The sequence below is a fragment of the Streptomyces olindensis genome, from assembly GCF_040645895.1.
GTDB classification, from domain to species: domain Bacteria; phylum Actinomycetota; class Actinomycetes; order Streptomycetales; family Streptomycetaceae; genus Streptomyces; species Streptomyces olindensis.
On the sequence record NZ_JBEYZD010000061.1, the window covers coordinates 14,250 to 36,206 of the forward strand.

At 72.7% G+C, this 21,957-nt stretch carries 18 protein-coding genes; 11 read left to right on the forward strand and 7 right to left on the reverse strand.

The window, feature by feature from the left end:
• The first annotated feature begins 98 nt into the window (after positions 1 to 98).
• Positions 99 to 4,352: a golvesin C-terminal-like domain-containing protein gene (locus ABZ948_RS30720; protein ID WP_359764982.1), complete on the forward strand. Its 4,254-nt coding sequence runs from the start codon at positions 99 to 101 to the stop codon at positions 4,350 to 4,352.
• A 42-nt stretch (positions 4,353 to 4,394) separates the two neighbouring features.
• Here the strand turns inward: ABZ948_RS30720 and ABZ948_RS30725 are convergent, their stop codons facing one another.
• Entirely contained in the window at positions 4,395 to 4,991 is a 597-nt protein-coding gene (locus tag ABZ948_RS30725; RefSeq protein ID WP_359764984.1) for an SMI1/KNR4 family protein, read from the reverse strand.
• A 42-nt stretch (positions 4,992 to 5,033) separates the two neighbouring features.
• On the reverse strand, positions 5,034 to 7,088 hold the full coding sequence (locus tag ABZ948_RS30730) for a hypothetical protein (protein ID WP_359764986.1): 2,055 nt from the start codon (positions 7,086 to 7,088) through the stop codon (positions 5,034 to 5,036).
• Between the two features lie 242 nt (positions 7,089 to 7,330).
• On the opposite strand from ABZ948_RS30730, the gene dhaK reads away from it, so the two are divergent.
• From dhaK to ABZ948_RS30745, 3 genes are read left to right on the forward strand one after another with little or no spacing between them, the layout of a single operon-like run.
• The gene (gene dhaK, locus ABZ948_RS30735; protein WP_359764988.1) at positions 7,331 to 8,323 is read left to right on the forward strand and encodes a dihydroxyacetone kinase subunit DhaK; all 993 of its coding nucleotides are present in this window, start codon (positions 7,331 to 7,333) and stop codon (positions 8,321 to 8,323) included.
• Positions 8,324 to 8,372: 49 nt separating this feature from the next.
• Complete coding sequence (gene dhaL / locus ABZ948_RS30740; protein ID WP_359764989.1) at positions 8,373 to 8,972, forward strand: dihydroxyacetone kinase subunit DhaL; 600 nt, start codon at positions 8,373 to 8,375, stop codon at positions 8,970 to 8,972.
• A 1-nt stretch (position 8,973) separates the two neighbouring features.
• The gene (locus ABZ948_RS30745; protein WP_359765038.1) at positions 8,974 to 9,384 is read left to right on the forward strand and encodes a PTS sugar transporter subunit IIA domain-containing protein; all 411 of its coding nucleotides are present in this window, start codon (positions 8,974 to 8,976) and stop codon (positions 9,382 to 9,384) included.
• 122 nt (positions 9,385 to 9,506) lie between these two features.
• Here the strand turns inward: ABZ948_RS30745 and ABZ948_RS30750 are convergent, their stop codons facing one another.
• On the reverse strand, positions 9,507 to 10,190 hold the full coding sequence (locus ABZ948_RS30750) for a glycoside hydrolase family 75 protein (RefSeq protein ID WP_359764991.1): 684 nt from the start codon (positions 10,188 to 10,190) through the stop codon (positions 9,507 to 9,509).
• 385 nt (positions 10,191 to 10,575) lie between these two features.
• On the opposite strand from ABZ948_RS30750, the gene ABZ948_RS30755 reads away from it, so the two are divergent.
• Entirely contained in the window at positions 10,576 to 11,559 is a 984-nt protein-coding gene (locus ABZ948_RS30755) for a fibronectin type III domain-containing protein (RefSeq protein WP_359764993.1), read from the forward strand.
• Positions 11,560 to 11,748: 189 nt separating this feature from the next.
• Positions 11,749 to 12,282 (forward strand): hypothetical protein, encoded by a 534-nt coding sequence (locus tag ABZ948_RS30760; RefSeq protein WP_359764995.1) that lies wholly within the window; start codon positions 11,749 to 11,751, stop codon positions 12,280 to 12,282.
• A 126-nt stretch (positions 12,283 to 12,408) separates the two neighbouring features.
• On the opposite strand, the gene ABZ948_RS30765 is transcribed toward ABZ948_RS30760, so the two are convergent.
• The 3 genes from ABZ948_RS30765 to ABZ948_RS30775 form a co-directional block, all read right to left on the reverse strand.
• Positions 12,409 to 12,969 (reverse strand): PadR family transcriptional regulator, encoded by a 561-nt coding sequence (locus tag ABZ948_RS30765; RefSeq protein ID WP_359764997.1) that lies wholly within the window; start codon positions 12,967 to 12,969, stop codon positions 12,409 to 12,411.
• A 29-nt stretch (positions 12,970 to 12,998) separates the two neighbouring features.
• Positions 12,999 to 15,014, reverse strand: a complete 2,016-nt coding sequence (locus tag ABZ948_RS30770) for an FAD-dependent oxidoreductase (protein ID WP_359764999.1) — start codon at positions 15,012 to 15,014, stop codon at positions 12,999 to 13,001.
• A 97-nt stretch (positions 15,015 to 15,111) separates the two neighbouring features.
• The gene (locus ABZ948_RS30775) at positions 15,112 to 15,480 is read right to left on the reverse strand and encodes a hypothetical protein (RefSeq protein ID WP_031119579.1); all 369 of its coding nucleotides are present in this window, start codon (positions 15,478 to 15,480) and stop codon (positions 15,112 to 15,114) included.
• A gap of 253 nt (positions 15,481 to 15,733) precedes the next feature.
• On the opposite strand from ABZ948_RS30775, the gene ABZ948_RS30780 reads away from it, so the two are divergent.
• Positions 15,734 to 17,818: a SpoIIE family protein phosphatase gene (locus ABZ948_RS30780; RefSeq protein WP_359765001.1), complete on the forward strand. Its 2,085-nt coding sequence runs from the start codon at positions 15,734 to 15,736 to the stop codon at positions 17,816 to 17,818.
• On the opposite strand, the gene ABZ948_RS30785 is transcribed toward ABZ948_RS30780, so the two are convergent.
• A complete protein-coding gene (locus ABZ948_RS30785) occupies positions 17,815 to 18,618 on the reverse strand; it encodes a putative protein N(5)-glutamine methyltransferase (RefSeq protein WP_359765003.1) in 804 nt (267 codons plus the stop codon). The two genes, ABZ948_RS30780 and ABZ948_RS30785, sit on opposite strands and share 4 nt — an antisense overlap.
• Before the next feature lie 291 nt (positions 18,619 to 18,909).
• Here ABZ948_RS30785 and ABZ948_RS30790 point away from each other — a divergent pair, with 291 nt between their 5' ends.
• The 4 genes from ABZ948_RS30790 to ABZ948_RS30805 all read left to right on the forward strand — a co-directional run bounded on the left by ABZ948_RS30790 (position 18,910) and on the right by ABZ948_RS30805 (position 21,773).
• Positions 18,910 to 19,380: a MarR family winged helix-turn-helix transcriptional regulator gene (locus tag ABZ948_RS30790; protein ID WP_359765005.1), complete on the forward strand. Its 471-nt coding sequence runs from the start codon at positions 18,910 to 18,912 to the stop codon at positions 19,378 to 19,380.
• 54 nt (positions 19,381 to 19,434) lie between these two features.
• Positions 19,435 to 20,040, forward strand: a complete 606-nt coding sequence (locus ABZ948_RS30795) for a sulfite oxidase-like oxidoreductase (RefSeq protein WP_359765006.1) — start codon at positions 19,435 to 19,437, stop codon at positions 20,038 to 20,040.
• Positions 20,033 to 20,788 carry a ferredoxin reductase gene (locus ABZ948_RS30800; RefSeq protein ID WP_359765008.1) on the forward strand — a complete coding sequence of 252 codons (756 nt, stop codon included), beginning with the start codon at positions 20,033 to 20,035 and terminating at the stop codon, positions 20,786 to 20,788. Before ABZ948_RS30795 ends, ABZ948_RS30800 begins: the two co-directional genes overlap by 8 nt.
• A gap of 400 nt (positions 20,789 to 21,188) precedes the next feature.
• Positions 21,189 to 21,773 (forward strand): Rv1733c family protein, encoded by a 585-nt coding sequence (locus ABZ948_RS30805; RefSeq protein WP_359765010.1) that lies wholly within the window; start codon positions 21,189 to 21,191, stop codon positions 21,771 to 21,773.
• Positions 21,774 to 21,957: the final 184 nt, after the last annotated feature.

A 21,957-nucleotide genomic window follows, 5' to 3' on the forward strand; every position in this document is an offset into this window, starting at 1 on the left:
CAGCCCTGACCGGGCTCATACAGGCCCAGCCCGCCATGGCCCGGCCCGCCGCCCCCGCACAGACTTCCACCCCTTCCCCCGATGCCCCCGGGGGAGGCGTGAAGAACCCTGACAGGATCCTCGGCCGCGGGTGGAAGACAGCGACCGACCGGGCCGTGACCGCCGCCGCCGACAGCGACGGCCTCCACCTCCTCGTCGCCGACAGCGGGAACGCCTACGCCTGGCGGACGGCCGCCGTCCTGAGCGAACCCCGGCTCCCGGCCGACACCTGGATCGGCAACCAGTGCGTCATGGACGACCACCACGCGGCCGTCGCCTACGCACCCCGCACCTTCACCAACCACCAGGACACGATGCTCGGCGGGGCGTTCACCGCGATCGTCGACCTCGACAACGGCAGCGTCACCAAACTGCCGTTCAACGCCTCCCTGGCCTACTTCGACCCCTCCTGCGACCCGGCCACGCGCACCGCCGTCTTCACCGCCTACCGTGGCGGCAAGACCCGCCTGGTCACCGTGAACACCCACGGCGAGACCCTCGCCGATACCACCGCGCAGGGCCAGATCACGTCGCCCGTCCCCACCAGGGACGGTGTGATCGCGGCCGCCGGCAACCGGCTCGTCCACGTCGACCGGCACGGGAAGACCGAGAAGCTCGCGGCCACCCGGCACGCTCCGTACGCCATCCACGTCCGGGCCGACGGCACGGTCAGCTACCTCGACCGCACCGATGACACCACGGCGAACGTCAAGACGTACGCCCATGGCAAGACGGCCACCGTCGCCGGCGGCAGGCTCACCGCGATGAACCTCCGTCAGGGCGCCGACGGCACCGTCTTCCTCACCGGCCACGCCACGCCCGACAAGAATTTCAAGGCCAGTGGCATCAAAGCCCTCAGCGTCTCACCCGACGCGGATGTCTCCAGCCACGGGCGCCTCGCCGTCGACCCGGTCGTGTCCCCGGCCGTCCAGGCCGGCCTGGACCACATCGCCGACGCGGGCAGGAACTTCACCACGCCGAAAACCAAGGAACCGGCGGCCAAGCGGGAACACGGCACCACCAGCCACGTCCTGACCGTCACCGGCACGGCGGCGGCCACCGGCAAGCGCACCGAGCAGACCGCTCCGGCGCCCGCCACGACAGCGGGCGGCACGACCTCGCCGTCACTGACCGGCTCCTCCGAGCCGCAGCTGACGACGATGAGCATGATGACCACCGCCGACAGCACCAGCATCGAGCACAACCCCGTCGACACCGACCGCTGGTGCTCGGTACCCCGCAACGACGTCGACACCCAGGCACTGCAGCCGACCCCCAACCAGGTCGAGTGGGCCGTGGACATGGCCGTCCGGGGCGACCTGCGCTCCGGCTACCTCACCCAGGGCGGCTGGCGCTCCCAGACCGGGATCGGCACCATCGACCCGCAGGGCATGTTCCCCGTCCCGACGCTCAACACCGGCGGACGCATCCCCGCCCAGGTCGAACTGGGCATCCTCGCCCAGGAGTCCAACCTGTGGCAGGCCGAGTCCGGCGCCATCCCGGGCCAGATGGGCAGCCCGCTCGCCGCCGTGGACGGCTTCTACGGCCACCAGAGCGGCGGATCCCTCGCCGCCTACTGGACGATCAACTGGAACGAGTCCGACTGCGGCTACGGCGTCGGCCAGGTCACCGACGGCATGCGCATGGCCGGGCACGAGAAGACCGGCGAGACCGCTCTCGCCCCCGAGCAGCAGCGGGCCGTCGCCATCGACTACGCCAGCAACATCGCCGCCTCGCTGCACATCCTCGCCGACAAGTGGAACGAGGTCCACGAGAGCGGCCAGACGGTCACCGTCAACAACGACGACCCCGCCAAGCCCGAGAACTGGTTCACCGCCGTGTGGAACTACAACCTCGGCTTCAACAAGGCGGCCGACGCGGGAACCAACGGCAACTGGGGCCTGGGCTGGTACAACAACCCGGCCAACCCCGTCTACCCGCCCGGCCGGCTCGCCTTCATGGACACCGACCTCGACAGCGACGCCAACCAGGACGCGGCCCACCCGCAGTACTGGCCGTACGAGGAGAAGGTGATGGGCTGGGCCGCCTGGTCCATCGACACCGGCCACTCCTACGCCACCTCCGGCCGGCAGGACTGGCCCGGCGAGTCCGGTTTCTCCTCCGCGGGCTTCTACCCCGCCTGGTGGAACACCACCGCCGAGCGCTCCGCGATCAAGCCGCCGCTGGACACGTTCTGCAACACCCACAACAGCTGCGACGTGGCCAACCCGCCGGACTGTCCGGACGCCACCTGCTACACCCAGTACTGGTGGCACGAGTCGAACGCCACCTGGAAGGCCGACTGCGCCTCCACCTGCGGCAACGAACACATCAAGTACGCCACCCTGATCAGCGAGCCCGGACGCGGCTACCGCCTCCAGTACGGCACGCCCGTGTGCAGCGGGGCGCCCGCCAACTCCGTGGTCGTCGACGACGTCCCGTCGGGCACGAACACCTGGAGCAGTTGCGGAACGACCACGACCGGCGGCTCGTTCCAGTTCACCTTCTACCCCGACCCGAACGCCACCGGCCCGGGGCTCGGGCAGTACGACGCCAAGGCCGACCTGCACCAGATCGGCGGCGGCTACCAGGGCCACTTCTGGTACGCGCACACCCGTGACGCCGCCCATCTGGGCGGTCCCGGCGGGCGTATGACGGTCCTGGGCACGTGGAGGATGAACGGACCCGTGGCCGAGAAGCAGGCCATGATCTACGTCCACGTCCCCGACACCGGCGCCCAGACCCACGAGGCCGTCTACAAGATCAACACAGCCTGGGGTGAGGCCAAGGTCCGCCTCGACCAGAACGCCAACGAGGCCGACAAATGGGTGTCCCTGGGCGCGTACCGGTTCAACGACAACACCCCGCAGGTCACCCTGACGAACTCCACCGGCACCGGATCCGGTGACGAGGACGTCGCCTGGGACGCCGTCGCCTTCGTGCCCGGCGACTACGGCATCAGCGAGGACCGTCCCGTCGACCTGACCTTGCCCGCCCCGGTCGAGACCGCCCCCAACCCCGACCTGCTCGACCAGCCGGTCAGCGACGAGGCCACCGCCCCGCTCAAGGGGGAGGCCTCCAACCCCGCCGCGGACGGCAGCGTGGTGCCCCACGTCAGCAGCCACGGCGTGGCCACCTGGTGCGACGACGGCAGAATCGTCGCCCGCGCCACCCGCACCATCGAGTGCGAGAACCGCGTCGTGCCCTACTACCTGCGCGTGGACGGAGCGGTGAAGGCCACCGCCTACTTCCAGTTCCAGCGCACCATCGAACTGACCGGTACCAACTCCTTCACCGAGCACCTCAGCGTGGCCGGGCAGAGCATCCCGCCGGACTTCGCCATGATCCAGCTCGCCGTCAACCAGCACCTGTGCGAGTCCCCGTGCAACCCCGTCGAGGCAGGCATGAGCGCATGGCAGGGAAGCACCACCTGGACGGCCGGTGACACCCACGAGGCGTCGATCACCTCGTCCTACACCTGGCCCACCGCCACCAGCGGCAAGACCTACTTCTTCCATCCGGACGTCAAGATCGACGGCGATGTGTACCCGTCGGACGACACCGTCCCGTACCAGACCACCGGCTACCAGTGGAGCGCGAGCACGACGAGGGCGACCGACCTCGACACCGTCCGCTGCGACACCGTCGTCGACACCGCCGGAGGCTGCGTCTTCTCGAACTACGCCCCCACCTACACCTTCAACGCGGCCAAGAACCCGCAGGCCGCCGCGCACGCCTGGCTGATCCAGACCTTCTCGCCCAGGCACCCCGGCTCCGAGGCGACCGGACAGCCGCTGTACTACCTGGGCGACAGCAGCCAGGTCAGCAGGAACCGGGGCCGTATGTGCCCGACGGGGTGGGCCTCCGACAACGGCGACCCGAGCGCCCTGGACGGGCCGTCCGACGTGGCGCTCAACTGCGACGAGTTCGCCTTCGGCGCCAGCTACAACAGCGGCGGCATGAGTGCCGCCGAGGGCGGGATCAACCCGGCCGTCCCCGACGACAGCACCACCGGCACACCGAGCGGGTCGGCCTGTGTCGAGACCTACGCCACCTCGGTCAACGGCACCATGCACCTGTACAACCTCAACGGGAGCGTCCCCACCTGGACCGAGGTCTGCGGGCGGTCGGCCATCTCCGACCGGGACAACCAGGACTCCATGTCACCCTTCGGAGGGGCCTACGGGTTCAGCAAGAAGATGCGTCTCATGGACAAGGACGCCTACTGGCTCGACACCGCCACGAGTGGGAACTGCGGTTCCCGCAACGTCAACTCGACGTCCGTCAAGTGCACCCTGACCACCACCGGCTGAACCGCGTGGGGCCGTCCCTCCCGGGGCGGCCCCGCGCCGGGGTCAGTCCTCACGCCACCTGAGAGAGCCGTTCTCCACCAACGGGCGCTGAACGTCCCACGTGCCGCGGTCCATTCCGTCGGCGAACGACGTCAGCAGTTCCCCGAGGGAGACCGCCGGGTCGGTCTCGTTCGGGCTCACTTCCGCGTACGTGAGGATCCGGGATTCCGAAGCCCCGGATGCGTCGAGGGCATAACCGTGGTAGGCACCTTCGAAATCCCAGATGACCGGGATCAAGGAGGGCTTCCAGTAACCCTCCGCTTCCTGCGCCGAGGCCAGCAGCTGGGCGCGCCGCGCGATGATCTCCTCGCACCCCAGGAACACCTTCCCGAACGGGAAGATCACCGAATCCAGGTGCCGGGCGGGCACCACACGCCCGTTGGGAAGGGTCCTCGTGGTGTCCTTCGCGGTGCTTCCGTTGTTCATCCGCAGCAACGCCTCGAGCACGTCGGGCACCTCGAACCCGAGGGCCTCGCGCAGACCCGCGATGTCCTCACGGGTCGCCGGGCCGCGCAGCGCCTGCGCGGTCGACGGCGCGTTCGCCGTGAGCCAGTGCACGATCCGCCCCCACGCCGACCGCACTTCTTCCGTCTCGGACACTCCGGCCACACCACCTCAGTGTTCACGCAGGGCTCGGGCCGACTATAGCCGCGGACCCTGTGCCCGCAGCCACAGCACCAGGTGCCAGTCCTGGTCGTTGGCGAGCGGGTCGGCCGTGTGCGCGGGGCGGCCGTCGACGGTCGAGGGCAGGACGAAGGCGCAGGTGGCGGAGCCGTCCTCGTGGTAGTTGGCCATGTTGGCTCGCAGGATCGCCTCGGCCAGCCGGTCGGTGCCGGCCGTGCGCAGGGTGGCCGGCAGACGCAGGAGGGTGGTGGCGGTCAGGGTGCTCCAGTAGTGGGGGAAGACGTCTCCCCACAGGCGGTGGGCGCCGAACCAGTAGCCGTCCCAGTGGCGGATCGCTATGCCGTGCAGGCGGACGTGCGGCTGGGGTCCGCCGAAGGCCAGCAGCCAGGGCAGCCGTTCGGCGACCGCGTCGTGGAAGGCGGGATCCCCGGTCAGGGTGTGGGCGTCGACGAGAAGATCCAGCAGGGGAGCGACGATGGACTGCTCGTAGGCCACCTCGTGGGCGGGCAGCCGCCTGCCCATGCGCACGAACTGCCGTGCACTGTCGACCAGTTGGCCTCGCATCCTCTCGGCGCGGTCCTCCTGCCCGGCGGTGTCCAGGCTGTCGCAGACGGCGAGCGTCGTCGGGGACAGGCCGATGGACAGGTGCGTGGCACCGCCGAGTTCGAAGCTCCGCTCGATGATGCGGGCGGCGAAGTCGAGATCCTCCGGCCGGCCGTGGGCCCGGTGCCGGTCGTGGAAGAAGTGGGCCAGCCACGGGGTGTCGTACAGCCGGGGTCCGGTGTGCCAGTTCTGGGAGCCGCGGCGCGGGGCGGCGGTCTCGTCCAGCAGATGCCGGCGGGCGAAGCGGGACCAGCCGTCCAGCAGGGGGTCGATCTCCTCCGGGTCCGCCAGGCCGTGTGCGGCGGCGGCCTGGAGCAGCAGCGGCATGGCGATCCGCTCGGAGCCGTCCGTCCAGTCCGACCAGCCGTTGGTCGCCTGGGTGAGTCCGGTCCTGGTGTCCACCGGCACGAAGGCGTGGGCGAGCAGGCCGGGCCGCTCCCGGGCCCGCTGGTACCTGGTGATGTAGGCCACCCGGCGCCGTACGACCTCGTCCAGCGGGAGGTGGAACAGGACCTCGGTACGGGCACCGTCACCGACGTCGAGCGTGTACGTGCCGTGCCGGGACGCCCTGACCCGGTGGCGGCCGTCCGCGTCGTGCTCCACCGTCACCCCGGGGTCCGGGCTGCTCACCGCCGACGCCTCGACGGTGATCGGCTGTCCGGTCTCGGCGGCGTAGGCGGAGAGGACGGCCGGCGGTCTGGTCGCGGCGGTGAAGTCCGCGACCGAGGGGTACCAGCCCAGCTCCCATGCCATGGTCACCGACTCACCCGGAGCCAGGCGCAGCACCGGCTGGCCGCCGAACGCCTGCGGATTGCGGGCCTGGTCGGTGACCAGAAGCACCAGGTGACCACGGGCGTCGGACTGCGAGTACTGGTTGCGCGACTCCACGGAGTACGCCCGCAGCGCCCCCTCCCGCACGATCAGCCCCAGGCACCGCCCCTCCCCCGACATCGGCTGCGCCAGCACCCAGGCCCACGTCCCGCCGGTGAACACGTGCGCGTGCACCGCCCGGCCGAGGGAGCGCTCCGCGCCGTCGTACAGGTCGGCGAAGGGGGTCTGGATGCCCAGGCCGCTGATCGTGAGCGGCTCCTGACCGGTGTTGACGACCGAGTACCGCTCGTGCAGCAGGTCCCCGCGCACAGCGCGCCGCACCTCCACATCGACTCCCGGCAGAGGCCTGTGCACGGCCTCGACCACCCCGTCCGCCGCCCGCAGCTCGACGGGTGTGTGCCAGCGGGCGCCGCCCCGGTCCGTCACCAGATGTCCCGAACCCCACTGGTGCTCGACCGAGTGCCAGACGGTGGCGCCGGGTTCCAGCAGGAACCGGCGGTCCCGGTCCTGCTCGTCGACGAACTGCAGGGGGGCACCGGTGAGAGCATCGAGGACAAGGTGTCCGGAGCCGAAGGCGAGGGTCTCCGGCACGGCAACGCCCGCCCCCGGCAGGGCAGTTGCCCCTTCCTCCTGTGTCAACACCCGGTCCTCCCCCTGACGGCACGATCACGGACGCCGTCATTGAATCGGTTCAGCGAGCGGGCTGCCAAGCCCTGTCCACCCCACGGGATGCGCGGGGCTCAGACGCCGAAGAAGGCGTCCCGGCGGCGGCCGCGGCAAGGCCTCCGCCGCCCAGAACCTCCTTCCCCGATGCCTGCTGCAAAGAGGCCTGCGAAGATGAAGGTCAGAGGCCCAGACACCAGTCTCACCAGGAGGTTCCCGTGAAGATGCTGATCAACGTCCCGGAGACCGTGGTCGCGGACGCGCTGCGCGGTCTGGCGGCTGCCCACCCGGAGCTGACCGTGGACGTGGAGAACCGGGTGATCGTACGGCGGGACGCTCCCGTGGCCGGAAAGGTCGGGCTGGTGTCGGGCGGAGGCTCGGGGCACGAGCCGCTGCACGGCGGTTTCGTGGGCCCCGGCATGCTGTCGGCGGCCTGTCCCGGCGAGGTGTTCACCTCCCCGGTGCCCGACCAGATGCTGCGCGCGGCCGCCGCCGTGGACAGCGGGGCCGGTGTGCTGTTCATCGTGAAGAACTACACCGGTGACGTGCTCAACTTCGACATGGCCGCCGAGCTGGCCGAGGACGAGGGCATCCAGATCGCGAAAGTGCTGGTCAACGACGACGTGGCGGTGACCGACAGCCTCTACACGGCGGGACGGCGCGGTACGGGCGCCACCCTGTTCGTGGAGAAGATCGCCGGTGCCGCCGCCGACGAGGGCATGCCGCTGGAGCGGGTGCAGGCGATCGCCCGGCAGGTCAACGAGAACTCCCGCAGCTTCGGTGTCGCGCTCAGCGCCTGCAGCACGCCGGCCAAAGGCAGCCCCACCTTCGATCTGCCGCCCGGCGAGCTGGAGTTGGGCATCGGCATCCACGGCGAGCCCGGCCGGGAGCGGCGGCCGATGATGACCTCGGGCGAGATCGCCGAGGCCGCCGTCGAGGCGGTGGTGGAGGACCTGCGCCCGCGCAATCCCGTCCTGGTCCTGGTCAACGGCATGGGCGCGACGCCGCTGCTGGAGCTGTACGGCTTCAACGCCGAGGTGCACCGGGTGCTCGCCGAGCGCGGTGTCGCGGTGGCCCGGGTCCTGGTGGGCAACTACGTCACCTCCCTGGACATGGCCGGCGCCTCGCTCACCCTGTGCCAGGTCGACGAGGAGTTGCTGCGGCTGTGGGACGCGCCGGTGAAGACGCCGGGGCTGCGCTGGGGCGTGTGAGACACAAGGGGTAGAGGATCACCACGTACCTACCAGGCAAGGAGATCCAGTGCTCGACGCCGATTTCTTCCGCCGTTGGATGACGGCGACCGCCGCGTCCGTCGACCGCGAGGCGGAACGGCTCACCGCCCTCGACTCCCCCATCGGGGACGCCGATCACGGCAGCAACCTCCAGCGCGGGTTCAGGGCCGTGACGGCCGCCCTGGAGAAGGAGGCCCCGGACACGCCCGGCGGGGTCCTCACGCTGGCCGGACGCCAGTTGATCTCGACGGTCGGCGGCGCCTCGGGGCCGCTGTACGGGACGCTGCTGCGCCGCACCGGCAAGGCGCTCGGGGACGCCGCCGAGGTCGGCGCGGAGCAGCTCGCCGAGGCGCTGCGGGCCGGGGTGGACGCGGTCATGACGCTGGGCGGTGCCGCGCCGGGCGACAAAACCATGATCGACGCGCTGGTGCCGGCGGTGGACGCGCTCGGCGAGTCGTTCACGGCGGCGCGGGCCGCCGCGGAGGAGGGCGCCGTGGCGACGACGCCGCTGCAGGCGCGCAAGGGCCGGGCCAGCTACGTGGGCGAGCGCAGCATCGGGCACCAGGACCCGGGTGCCACGTCCTCGGCGCTGCTGATCGCCGGACTCGCGGAGGCCGCCGGTGAGTGACGTGAGTGGCGAGCGGCTCGTGGGGATCGTGCTGGTGTCGCACAGCGCGGAGGTGGCCGCGTCGGTCGCCGCGCTGGCGAAGGGGCTGGCGGGCGGTGGTCCGGTGGTTCCGGTCGCCCCGGCGGGCGGCACCGAGGGCGGCGGGCTCGGCACGAGCGCCGAACTGATCGCCGCGGCGGCCGCATCCGTCGACCGGGGTGCCGGAGTCGCCGTCCTGACCGACCTGGGCAGCGCGGTGCTCACCGTGAAGGCGCTGCTCGCCGAAGGCGACGAACTCCCGGAGGGGACGCGGCTGGTGGACGCACCGTTCGTGGAGGGCGCCGTGGCCGCGGTCGTCACGGCGGCCACCGGGGCGGATCTGGCGGCAGTGGAGTCGGCCGCCGCGGAGGCGTACACGTACCGGAAGGTGTGAGACCGGTCCCCGGGCGCGCCGCACGCGGCGGTGCGCCCGGCCCGGCACGGCCCAGGACGGATCCGTGCGCCGCGTCATGCGCTCACCGCCATGCGCTCGTCACGCCCTCAGCCGTCAGGCGCTCAGCGTCCGGTGACGAACCGCCTGGCCAGGCGCTCCCCCGCCGTCACGGCCGCGGCGTGGTCCTCGATGGGTGAGACGCGGGTGTTCTTGAAGACGACGTAGGTGACGCCGGAGGGCGCGCCGCCGCCGTGCGGGTCGGGGCGGATGCCGAGCGCCTTGGCGGTCGCGTAGGACGCCTCCCCGATGATGCCCTGCGGGCCCGTGTCGCCGACGACCGCGTACCGCACCCGGTCGCGGTACACGACGGCGACGACCGAGCCGCCGGTCACGCCGTGCTTCCGGTAGTCCCAGATGCCGCTCGGTGCCGGGACGACGACGAAGGGCAGGGTCTCCGCGCTCAACGGCCGCCCGTCGGACTGTGCGTAGGCCGTGCTCGGGGCGAAGTACGGGTCGGTGCGGCGGTTGCAGCGGGGTCCCGGGCGGCCGTCGCAGTCGATGTCCATGTCGGCTTTCCAGAACACCGCGTCGCGGGTGCCGCAGACCGGGATGTCGGCGGGTGCGCCCTGGTCGCTGCGGTACCGGCCGCGGGAGACGGGCGCGCAGTCCTTGAGCCGGGCGAGCAGGTCGGCGGCGCGGACGGGGTTGTCGCGCCACGCCACCGACGGGGACGCGAGGGCGGGCGGGGTCGTCGGGGCGAGCAGGGCGGCGCTGGCAGCGGCCAGGGTGAGCGAGCGGACACGCACGATACGGGAGCCTCTCGTAGGAACCTGACGGGCACTCAGCCCAATCTGGCCCCGGGGCAGTCACCCGGCCACCGCTGGGGGGCCGGACGGTGCACGGCCCCAACCTCCGGCAGGGGCCGGGCGCCTGAGTCCGCGTAAGACCCGGGCCACCCGGCCACCCGCGCCGGCGCGGGATCTGCGACGACAGCGGTCCGCGCGACAGGCCCGAACTCCCCGGTGTGCGCCAGGTGTTCGGCCGTGAGGAACATCAGCATACGTAACCCTCACGGGTGGTCGCGCACTGCGGGGTGACGACTCCTGCCGCACCGCCCTCTTGATGTGGTCGCGTCAGTCGCGTCATATTGGTCCGGACCATTCATGAGGGCCGCTCCCGGGAGGCAGTGTCGTGCGAGGCCTTTCCGCTCCGCTCCCCCTCCTCCGCCGCCTCGCACTCTGCGGGTGTCTCGCGCTGGTCGCCTCCTGCGGCTGGGCGGGCGCGGACGAAGGACACCGCGGTGCTCCGCCCGGCGCGCCGACGGGCGTCACCGCCACCGCGGGCAGCGCGACCAGCGTGCACGTCATGTGGAACGCGATCCCTGAGGCCGACGCCTACGAGGTGTATCGCGGCACCACGATGGTCAGAAAGGTGCCGGGTTCGGAGCACATGGTGGATGTCACCAGGCTCCGCCCCTCCACGCTGTACGCCTTCACGGTGCGGGCGCGGGACGCCGACGGGCGGCTCGGGCCACGCAGCCGCGAGGTGCGGGCGAGGACGCCCGCGTCCGTCTCGGACGACCGCTCCGCACCGGCGCGCCCCTCGGCGCTCGGCGGGCGGCCGGCCGGCAGCCGGGCGGTCCAGCTGTCCTGGTCCGCCCCGGCGGACGACCGGGACGTGGTGTCGTACGACATCCACCAGGGGGACACGAAGATCCACAGTGTGGGCGGTGGTCAGACGGCCACCGTCGTCACGGGGCTGCGCCCCGGCACGTCCTACTCGTTCACCGTCCGGGCCCGGGACGCGGCGGGCAACGTCTCCCCCGCCACTTCCGCCGTCCGCCTCACCACCCCGGGCAGCGGCGACGGCCGCGCCACGGCCCCCACCGGCTTCCGGGCGTCGAGCCATCGCGAGGACGGGGCGTACCACGTCGATCTGAGCTGGGTGCCGCCGCGCGTGGACGGCGAGGTCGCCGAGTACCAGATCCATCTGGACGGCCGCCCCGCCACGTCCCTCGTGTTCGGCGGGCGCGCCCCGCGTGACCGGGCGACGTACAGCTTCTACGTGGGGCGGGAGGCCGGGGTCGGCCATCGTGTCCGGATCCGGGCGATGCTGCCGGACGGCACCTGGGGCGGCTTCTCCGAGGAGCGGACGGTGACGACGGGGCAACGGTGACGACCGGCCCACGGGGACGATCTGCCCGTCCGGCGTCGGCCGGCCGGTGGACGCCGTCACCTGCACGGGGGCACCCGGCGTGCGGCCCGGACCCGGTGCGTCTTGGCTGACCCTGAGGCAGCACGGGCGTTCCCGATCCTCGGCGGCGCTAGGGATGTACCGCCAACCGTGCCGCCGGAGGGCAGTCACATGCGCAACTCATCGCCAGTTCTCCGCTCCGGCCTGACCGTGGCCGCCGCCGCGCTGCCCCTCGCCCTGGCGGCGGTGCCCGCTGCCGCGGGCCCGGGCATCTCCGTGAGCACCACGGGCTCCACGGTCTCGGTCACGACCAGTACGTGCACCCAGGTCAACGGCAGCTGGGGCACCGCCTCGCTCCTCACCAGCAGTCAAGGCAGCTTCGCCCAGGGGCGTCAGGTGACCCTGTCGGGGACGTCCACCAGCCAGTCCGCCGCCTGGTCGAACGTCACTCCGGGTACGTACACCGTCATCGTCATCTGCTCCGACGGCACCACCGCGGGCACCCAGTCCGTCGTCGTCTCCCCCGCCCCCACGCGGTCCCCGTCGCCGTCGGCCTCGCCGTCCCGCGGCGTCATGGGCGGGGTCGGCGGTTCGTCGACGGACTACGGCACCGTCACGCTGGTGGCGGGCGGCGCGCTGGTCGGGACGGGCGTCCTCGCGACGGCCTGGTACCTGCGCCGGCGCAACAAGCCGTACCGGCTCTGACCCGGTACGGACGGCGGTCCGCCCTGCCGAAGCGCTCCGGCCGGGCGGGCCGCTGTCACGTCCCGCCCGGGCCGGACGGGTGCCGGCATGCCCTGGTCAGGCCGGACAGGAGCCCGCATCCCCTGATCAGGCCGGGCCGGCCGGCTCGCCGTCGGGGAGTTCGGCGAAGTCCGCCAGGGCGTGCCTGAGCCACTGGGTCCAGAAGGTCTCCAGGTCGATGCCGGCCCGCAGCACCAGGTGCCGCAGCCGGTCCTCGGTGCCGTCCCGGCCGGGCGGGAAGTCGCGCTGCTCGATCTCCCGGTACTCCGCCAACTGCCTCTCGTGCAGCTCCAGATGGCGTCGCAGATCCTCCTCCAGGCCCGCGGTGCCGACCACGGCCGCCGCCCTCAGCCGCAGCAGCAGCGGGTCGCGGTGCGGCTTGGGGTCCTGGGAGGCGGCGGTCCAGCGGGCCAGTTCGGCGCGGCCCGCGGCCAGGACCTCGTAGCTCTTCTTCTGCCCGCGCGCCGGCTGCTCGGTCGGCAGGGCCCTGATGAGGCCGTCGGCCTCCAGTTTTCCCAGCTCGCGATAGATCTGCTGGTGCGTCGCCGACCAGAAGTAGCCGATCGACCGGTCGAACCGGCGGGTCAGCTCGAGCCCGGACGACGGCTTCTCCAGGAGGGCGGTGAGGATCGCGTGCGGGAGTGACATGGAGTCATCCTAGGGACGGGGCAGGCCCCCTACAGGGCCGCCGCCAGCTCGGTGCCCTGCTTGATGGCGCGCTTGGCGTCCAGTTCCGCGGCCACGTCCGCCCCGCCGATGAGGTGGGCGCTGCGCCCGGCGGCGAGCAGCTCCTCGTACAGGCCCCGGCGCGGTTCCTGGCCCGTGCACAGCACGATGGTGTCGACCTCCAGCACCGTGCTCTCCTCACCGACCGTGACGTGGAGTCCGGCGTCGTCGATCCGGTCGTAGCGCACGCCCGGGACCATGGTGACGCCGCGGTGCTTGAGCTCGGTGCGGTGGATCCAGCCGGTGGTCTTGCCGAGGCCGGCGCCGACCTTGGACGTCTTGCGCTGGAGCAGGTGCACGGTGCGCGGCGGGGCGGGCCGCTCGGGCGCGGCGAGGCCGCCCGGGGCGCGGTAGTCGAGGTCGACGCCCCACTGGCGGAAGTACGTCTGCGGGTTCTCGTGGGCCTTGTCGCCGGTGTCGGTGAGGAACTCAGCGACGTCGAAGCCGATGCCGCCCGCGCCGAGGATCGCGACCCGGTCGCCGACGGGGGCGCCGTCGCGGAGCACGTCGAGGTAGCCGAGGACGCTCGGGTGGTCCACGCCCGGGATGTCGGGGGTGCGCGGGGTGACGCCGGTGGCGACGACGACCTCGTCGAAACGGTCGACGTCCGCGACCGTGACCAGGGTGTTCAGGCGGATCTCGACGCCGTGCCAGTCGAGCTGGGTGCGGAAGTAGCGCAGCGTCTCGTCGAACTCCTGCTTGCCCGGCACCTTGCGGGCGACGTTCAGCTGTCCGCCGATCTCGCTCGCCGCGTCGAACAGCGTGACCTCGTGCCCGCGCTCGGCGGCGGAGACCGCGCAGGCCAGCCCCGCCGGTCCGGCGCCGACGACCGCGACGCGCTTGCGCAGCCGGGTCGGGGAGAGCACCAGTTCGGTCTCATGGCAGGCGCGCGGGTTGACCAGGCAGGAGGTGATCTGGCCGCTGAAGGTGTGGTCGAGGCAGGCCTGGTTGCAGCCGATGCAGGTGTTGATCGCCTCCGGCTTGCCGGCGGCGGCCTTGGCGACGAAGTCCGGGTCGGCGAGCATCGGCCGGGCCATGGACACCATGTCGGCCGCGCCCTCGGCGAGCAACTCCTCGGCGAGTTCGGGGGTGTTGATGCGGTTGGTCGTGACGAGCGGCACGGACACCTCGCCCATCAGCCGCTTGGTCACCCAGGTGTAGGCGCCGCGCGGCACGGAGGTCGCGATGGTGGGGATGCGGGCCTCGTGCCAGCCGATGCCGGTGTTGATGATCGTCGCCCCGGCCGCCTCGACGGCCTTGGCGAGGGTGATCACCTCGTCGAGCGTCGAGCCGCCCGGGACGAGGTCGAGCATGGACAGCCGGTAGACGATGATGAAGTCCTCGCCGACCGCCTCGCGCACCCGGCGCACGATCTCCAGCGGGAACCGCGTGCGGTTCTCGTACGAGCCGCCCCAGCGGTCGGTGCGGTGATTGGTCTGCAGGGCGATGAACTCGTTGATGAGGTAGCCCTCGGAGCCCATGATCTCGACGCCGTCGTAGCCGGCCTGCCGGGCGAGGCGGGCGGCACGGGCGTAGTCCTCGATGGTCCGCTCGATGTCGGCGTCGGTGAGCTCGCGGGGCGGGAAGGGGCTGATCGGCGCCTGGACCGGGCTCGGGGCGACGAGGTCCTCGTGGTACGCGTACCGGCCGAAGTGCAGGATCTGCATCGCGATCCGCCCGCCCTCGCGGTGCACGGCCTCGGTGATGACCCGGTGCTGCTCGGCCTCTTCGTCGGTGGTGAGCTTGGCGCCGCCCTCGTAGGGCCGGCCCTCCTCGTTGGGGGCGATGCCGCCGGTGACGATCAGGCCCACTCCCCCGCGGGCGCGGGCGGCGTAGAAGGCGGCCATGCGCGCGAAGCCGCCCTCGGCCTCCTCAAGGCCGACGTGCATGGACCCCATCAGCACGCGGTTGGGCAGCGTGGTGAAGCCCAGGTCGAGGGGGGTCAGCAGGTGCGGGTAACGGCTCATCGGGCCCTCCGTGCGCGGTGTCGTATCCGCAGTTCTAGAGGACTACCCGCAGTTTATGCAACTAGTTGCAGAAGAGAGGAAGGGCACAGTGCGGCGCTCACCGGCTCTGCAGGCGCACGTGCAGTTCCTTCTCCTGGTCGCCGGAGACCGTGCTCAGGTCGTGCACGTCGAACAGCGCGTCCAGGGTCGTGCGGAACCGCTCGATCGCCCAGTACCCGCCGTGCAGGTCGGCCTCGACCGAGGACGACAGCCGGGCCGGCCGGGCGCCCTCGTGCTCGTCGGCGACGTCGAAGGTGCCGAGCCACACGGTCGGGCGCGTCTCGTGCAGTTCCTCGGGGACGTCGTCGGCGCACCGGTCGGACTCGAAGCAGGCGCACAGCGTGTCGAACACGATCCGGGCGTCGTGCTTGCTGCACCCGCTGATCTCCACCGAGACGGAGTGGGGGTGCGGTCGCTCGTGGTTCATCGCCATCGTGATCGCTCCTCTCGCGGCCACCAGGTGCCGTATCCGCCCCTACCCCAGCAAAGCACCACCTTCCGGCGAGCACTACCGGCGGTGCGCCTGTTCGTGGTGACGGGTTTGCGGGGCGGCCCGCGCCGGGTTGGGAGATGGTGGTAGGTGACGGAAGGGGCCTCGGAGGAACGGCTCCGCGCGGTAGAACATGGGGTGTCGGCACCGTGACGGCGTGCCGCGAGGATCGGCGAATGCGGGGCGTGGGATGAGTGCAGCCGGGTCTCCCGAGTCCGAGGGCGACGAGCCGGTGCCCGGGTCCGCGCGGCCGAGCGGCCTGCTCGACGTCCTGCGCGTGGCCTCGGTGGTCCTGGACGCCGAGGGCCGGATCGTGCTGTGGAGCCCGCAGGCCGAGGAGCTGTTCGGGTACGAGGCGCGGGAGGCGCTCGGCCAGTACGCCGCCCGGATCATGGTCCACGAGCAGCACCTCGACCTGGTGGTCAAGCTGTTCGCCGATGTCATGGGCACCGGGCAGAGCTGGGCGGGCGCCTTCCCCATCCGGCGCAAGGACGGCAGCACGCGGCTCGTGGAGTTCCGCAACATGCGCCTGCTGGACGACCAGGGCGACGTGTACGCGCTGGGGCTGTGCGCCGACCAGTCGACCGTGCACCGGCTGGAGCGGGACGTGGCGCTGTCGACGCGGATGATCGCGCAGTCCCCGATCGGGCTGGCCGTCCTCGACACGGACCTGCGGTACGTCTCGGTCAACCCGGCGCTGGAGGAGATCAACGGCGTGCCGGCCGAGGAGCACCTGGGCCGCACGGCCCGCGAGGTGGTGCCGCGGATGGATGTCGACGCCCTGGAGAGCGCGGCGCGCCGGGTGCTGGAGACCGGCCGGCCCGTCGTCGACCAGTCCACGATCGGCCGCACCCCGGCCGATCCCCACCAGGACCACGCCTGGTCGATCTCGCTGTACCGGCTGGAGAACGCCTTCGGGACCGTGCTGGGCGTGGCCGTCTCGATCGTCGACGTCACCGAGCAGTACCGGGCGGGCATCGAGGCCGAGGCGGCCCGGCGGCGCCTGGCCCTGATCGCCGACGCCTCGGGGCGGATCGGCACGTCCCTGGACCTGGACCGCACGGCCCGCGAGCTCGCCGACGTGGCCGTGCCGGAGCTCGCCGACATCGCGGCCGTCGACCTGCTGGACGCGGTGGTGCAGGGCCGGCGCACCAGCCTCGGCCCCACCGAGGCGGCCGTTATCCGCGCGCTGGCGGTCCAGGGGTACGACTCCGCCGAGGCGCTGGAGGCGGCCGACCCTCCCGGGCAGGTGGCCCGGTACGCGCCCGACCGGCTGGTCACCGAGTGCGTGCGCACCGGCAGCCCGGTGATGCTGCCGGAGGTCAAGGACGAGGATCTGGCGCGCATCGCGCGATCCCCGGAGGCGGCCGAGCTGCTGGGGCGGGCCGGGGTGCACTCCTATCTGGCGGTGCCGCTGATCGCGCGCGGCGAGGTGCTGGGTGCCCTGGACCTCAAGCGCACCCGCAATCCGCTGCCGTTCACCGAGGACGATCTGCTGCTGGCGCGCGAGCTGGCCGCCCGGGCCGCCGTGCAGATCGACAACGCCCGCTGGTACCAGAGCGCCCGCGAGACCGCGCTCACGCTCCAGCGCAGTCTGCTGCCCAGCCATCCGCCGGTGACGGGCGGGCTGGAGGTGGCCTCCCGCTACCAGCCGGCGGGTGCCACCAGCGAGGTGGGCGGCGACTGGTTCGACGTGATCCCGCTGGACGGCGGCAAGACGGCGCTGGTGGTGGGCGATGTGATGGGCAGCGGGATCCCCGCGGCGGCGGCCATGGGCCGGCTGCGCACGGCGACCAACACCCTCGCCTCCCTGGACCTCGATCCGGCCGTGCTGCTGGAGCACCTGGACCGGATCACCACGGGGCTGGAGCAGGCCATCGCCACCTGCGTGTACGCCGTCCACGACCCGCATCTGCGGCAGTGCCGGATCGCCAACGCCGGGCATCTGCCGCCGGTGCGGGTGCGGGCCGGCGGGGCGCCGGAGCTGCTCGACCTGCCGACCGGCGTGCCGCTCGGCGTGGGCGGCGTCGCCTTCTCCACGACCACCGTCGACCTCGGACCCGGTGACCGGCTGGTGTTCTACACCGACGGGCTCGTGGAGACCCGCCGCGACCCGCTCGACGAACGGCTCGGCACCCTGCTGTCCCTGCTCGACGGCCCCGACCGGCCGCTGGAGGAGGTCTGCGACGTGCTGCTGCGCACGCTGCACGAGCCGGACAACTTCGACGACGTGGCACTCCTCATCGCACGGGCGACGACTCCGGACACCCCCTAGGACCTGACGCCGATCACCACGTGGGCGTGCCGTTCCTCCGAGACGGCCTCGGAGGTCGTCAGGCCGTTGCGCTCGAAGGCGGTGACGGCGGCCGGGGCCTGGTGCCGGCTCGTCTCGACCAGGACACAGCCGCCGGGCGCGAGCCAGTGGGGGGCCTCGGCGGCGACGCGGCGCAGTACGTCGAGGCCGTCCGTGCCGCCGTCCAGGGCGACCAGGGGCTCGTGGTCCCGGGCCTCCGGCGGCAGCAGGCCGATCTCTTCGCTGGGGACGTACGGCACGTTCGCCGCGAGGATGCCGACGCGGCCGCGCAGCTCGCCGGGGAGGGCCTCGAACAGGTCGCCCTGGTGGACGTGGCCGCCGGCGGCGGCGACGTTGCCCCGGGCGCAGCGCACGGCGGCCGGGTCTATGTCGGCGGCGTGCAGTTCGACGCGGCCGAGTCCGGCGGCCAGCGCCGCGCCCACGGCGCCCGAGCCGCAGCACATGTCCACGACGACGGTCGCTCCGGGCGCCCGGTCCAGGGCCTGTTCCACCAGGAACTCGGTGCGGCGGCGCGGCACGAAGACGCCCGGGGCGACCGTGATGCGCAGGCCCGCGAACTCGGCCCAGCCGACGACGAGTTCGAGGGGCTCGCCCGCGACGCGGCGCCCGGTCATGGCGGCGGCCTCGGCGGGCGTGCGCGCCGTGGCGAGGATCAGCTCGGCCTCGTCCTCGGCGAAGACGCAGCCCGCGGAGCGCAGGGCGGCGACGACCCGGTCACGGGACGGCGGGGTGGACGGTGGTACGGGAGACACGGACGGCATGGAAGCCCAGAGCCTTTCGGGAGCCGAAGGGCGCTCCGGCGGACGCCTACGGCCGGCGATCCGCGCGACATCGGAAGGAGAGCACCCGAGCTGACACAGCGGTAATGGGTCTCACCTCCCCGGCTTCGCACGGCTGGGTCCGTCCACAGCCGGCGGCCACACTACCCGACGGTCCGGTAGCCCGGCACGGCGCAGCGGACCACCGTCCCGCCGCCTCGCCGTCCCGCCTGAGCAACTGGTTGGGTCATGCAACCATGGGAAGGGACGCAGCGACGCCGTGAGGGAGGTCCCGTGCACACAGCCGACGCCGTGGAGACCATCCAGCGGGAGATGACGGTCTTCGCCCGCCGTGCCCGTGCCGCGGCCGGGCGGATGCACCCCGAGCTGTCGCTGGTGTCGTACACGCTGCTCGGGCACTTGGAGGAGAGCGGCGGGTGCCGCGCCACCGACCTGGCCGCCCACTACGCCCTGGACAAGTCCACGGTCAGCCGCCAGGTGGCCGCGCTGGAGCGCGCCGGCCTCATCGAGCGCCGCCCCGACCCGCGGGACCAGCGGGTCCAGGTGCTGCACCTGACGCAGGCCGGGCGGCGCATGCTGGCCCAGGTCACCGAGAGCCGCCGGGCGGCCTTCCGGGAGCGGCTGGCGCACTGGCCGGCGGCGGATCTGGCACGCTTCGCCGATTACCTCGTGCGCTACAACGCGTGGCCCGGCCCCGAGGAGCGGCGCCAGACCCCCGGGCCCGTACGGTTGAACAGGCAATAACTGAGCTCGCCGGCCGGCGGGGCACCGCCGGCCCGGCCCAGGAGGCACCACCCCATGCACATCACCCGAGGCTTCACCGGGCGCCCGCGCGTCGCCGACCCCGGTCTGCCGCCCGGCCAGTACGACGCCGGTGACGACTGGCCCGTCCTGTCCGCCGAGGTCACGCCCGATCTCGCACCCGCGGACTGGACGTTCCGCGTCGACGGTCTGGTGGCGGAGCCGCGCACCTGGGACTGGGAGGAGGCGCACCGGCTGCCGCCGTCGGCGTACGAGGGCGCCATCCACTGCGTGACGAGCTGGTCGAAGTTCGGTGTGCGGTTCGCGGGCGTGTCCCTGGACGCCTTCCTCGATGTGGTCCGGCCCCATGGGTCGGCGACCCATGCCGTCGCCTACTCCCACACGGGCTACACGGCGAACCTCCCGCTCGCCGACCTGACCGGCGGGCGCGCCTGGATCGCGTGGGAGTACGACGGCCGGCCGCTCGCCCCCGAGCACGGCGGCCCGGCACGGCTGCTGGTGCCGCACCTGTACTTCTGGAAGAGCGCCAAGTGGATAGCCGGTCTGCGGATCCTCGACCACGACGAGCCGGGCTTCTGGGAGCGGAACGGCTACCACGAGCGGGGCAACCCCTGGGAGGAGCAGAGGTACTCCGGTGACTGAGACCTTCGTGCCGCCCACGCGGTTCGCCGTGCCCGGGCGCATCGCCGTGAGCGAGCAGGCCGCCTCCGTGTGGCAGACCGCGACGCTGACCGAGATCCGCCGGGAGACCCCGCGCGCCTCCACGTTCCGGTTCGCCGTGCCCGGCTGGCCGGGTCATCTGCCCGGTCAGCACCTGATGGTGCGGCTGACCGCCGAGGACGGTTACACGGCCCAGCGCCACTACTCGATCGCCTCCGCGCCGGACGACTCCGGGCACGTGGAGCTGACCCTGGACCACGTCGAGGGCGGCGAGGTCTCGGGCTGGTTCCACACCGTGGCCCGGGTGGGCGACCGGGTCGAGGTGCGGGGCCCGGTGAGCGGCTTCTTCGCCTGGCCGGGTGACCGGCCCGCGCTGCTGATCGGCGCCGGCTCCGGCGTCGTACCGCTGATGTCGATGGTCCGGCACCACCGGGCGCGGAACCTGGCCGTGCCGCTGCGGATGCTGGTGTCCGCGCGCAGCCCCGAGGAGCTCGTCTACGCCCGGGAGTTGGGCGCGGAGACGACACCCGTCTTCACCCGCAGGGCACCGGAGGGTGTGCCGGTGGGACGTATGGCGGCCGCCCATGTGGCGGCGCTCCTGGCCGAGCAGCCTCCGGGTGGGTGGGAAGCCTATGTGTGCGGCTCCAACTCCTTCGCCGAGCATGCTTCCCGTCTGCTCGTGACGGCCGGTCAGCCGGTGGACCGCATCCGGATCGAGCGCTTCGGCTGACCCCGACGGGGGTGCCCTCTCCCGGTGTTGCCGCGGCCGGTGGCGTGTCGCCTGCCACAGGGGCGCGAGGCCGGTGTTTCGCCCCGGCCGGTCCGGGCACCCCGGCCGAAGGGCTTCGGCACGCGACGCGGCGCGCCACCGCTCCTCCCCGCGCGGGCACCGGCGCGTCCGGGGAGCGGACCGACGGCCCGGCTCTCCCGTGCGGCATCGCACTTCGTACGGCGTGGCCGGGGCTGCCCGTCGGGCGGCGCCGAGGCCGTGTGAGCGATCGATGTGCGTCGGAGGGGGTACCAGATCCGTGTGGACACTCGCATGTGCGGCGTGACGCGGAGGGGGCGGCGGTGCCGCCACCGCACCGCCGGTCCGGCCCTCCGACAGCGGTGACGGCGAGGAGGTCGGCATGCGAACCCGGATGCCCGGCTGGCGGTGGCGGCACAGTCCGCTGCGGCGCCGGTCGGATGTCGTCGAGGCGTGGACGGTGCTGGTGGTCGCCGTCCTGATGGCGGTGGTCGCGCCGCTGGTGGGCGCGGCGGCCGCCGTGTGGGCCCACGGCGAGGCGCGGTCGGTCTCGGCGGAGCAGCGTGCCGAGCGGCACCGGGTCCGCGCCGAGGTGGTCGACCGGAACGGCGGCCCCCTGCCGTCGGTGCAGGCCGGCGGGCAGCAGGCCTACCGGGCGACCGTGCGCTGGAGCGAGCCGGGCGAGGGCACGCGCACGGCGACGGCACGGGTCTCCGCGGGCACGCGGCCGGGCGAGGCCGTGGACGTCTGGTTCGACTCCCGGGGGCGGAACGTGCCTCCGCCGGTGGACGGCACCGCGGTCTGGCAGCACACCCTCTCGATCGGCACGTGCGCCACGGGCGGTGCGGTGCTCGTGGTGCTGCTCGGCCACTTCCTCGTCCGCCGGGTGGCCATGCGCCGCCGGCTCGCCGAGTGGGAGCGGGCCTGGGCCCGTACGGAGCCGGAGTGGACGCATCGCAACGCGTGAGACGAGCGCGCCCGAGCCCGGTGCCCGGTGTGCCGTGAGCGAGTGCCGTCGACGGGCGCCGAAAACCGGTCGTCGACGGGCGCGGAAAACCGGTGGTCGACGGGCGGGGAACACCGGAGGTCGACGGGCGTGAACCACCGGAAGGGCCTGGCCGGTCCTCCGGCCGTCACCGTAATGTGATCAT

What these genes read in the sequence shown, in the direction of transcription:
- ABZ948_RS30770 (WP_359764999.1), bottom strand. Translation starts at nt 15,014, where the DNA reads ATGAGCCGTTACCCGCACCTGCTGACCCCCCTCGACCTGGGCTTCACC.
- ABZ948_RS30780 (WP_359765001.1), top strand. Translation starts at nt 15,734, where the DNA reads ATGAGTGCAGCCGGGTCTCCCGAGTCCGAGGGCGACGAGCCGGTGCCC.
- ABZ948_RS30785 (WP_359765003.1), bottom strand. Translation starts at nt 18,618, where the DNA reads ATGCCGTCCGTGTCTCCCGTACCACCGTCCACCCCGCCGTCCCGTGAC.
- ABZ948_RS30765 (WP_359764997.1), bottom strand. Translation starts at nt 12,969, where the DNA reads ATGTCACTCCCGCACGCGATCCTCACCGCCCTCCTGGAGAAGCCGTCG.
- ABZ948_RS30775 (WP_031119579.1), bottom strand. Translation starts at nt 15,480, where the DNA reads ATGAACCACGAGCGACCGCACCCCCACTCCGTCTCGGTGGAGATCAGC.
- ABZ948_RS30795 (WP_359765006.1), top strand. Translation starts at nt 19,435, where the DNA reads ATGCACATCACCCGAGGCTTCACCGGGCGCCCGCGCGTCGCCGACCCC.
- ABZ948_RS30805 (WP_359765010.1), top strand. Translation starts at nt 21,189, where the DNA reads ATGCGAACCCGGATGCCCGGCTGGCGGTGGCGGCACAGTCCGCTGCGG.
- ABZ948_RS30760 (WP_359764995.1), top strand. Translation starts at nt 11,749, where the DNA reads ATGCGCAACTCATCGCCAGTTCTCCGCTCCGGCCTGACCGTGGCCGCC.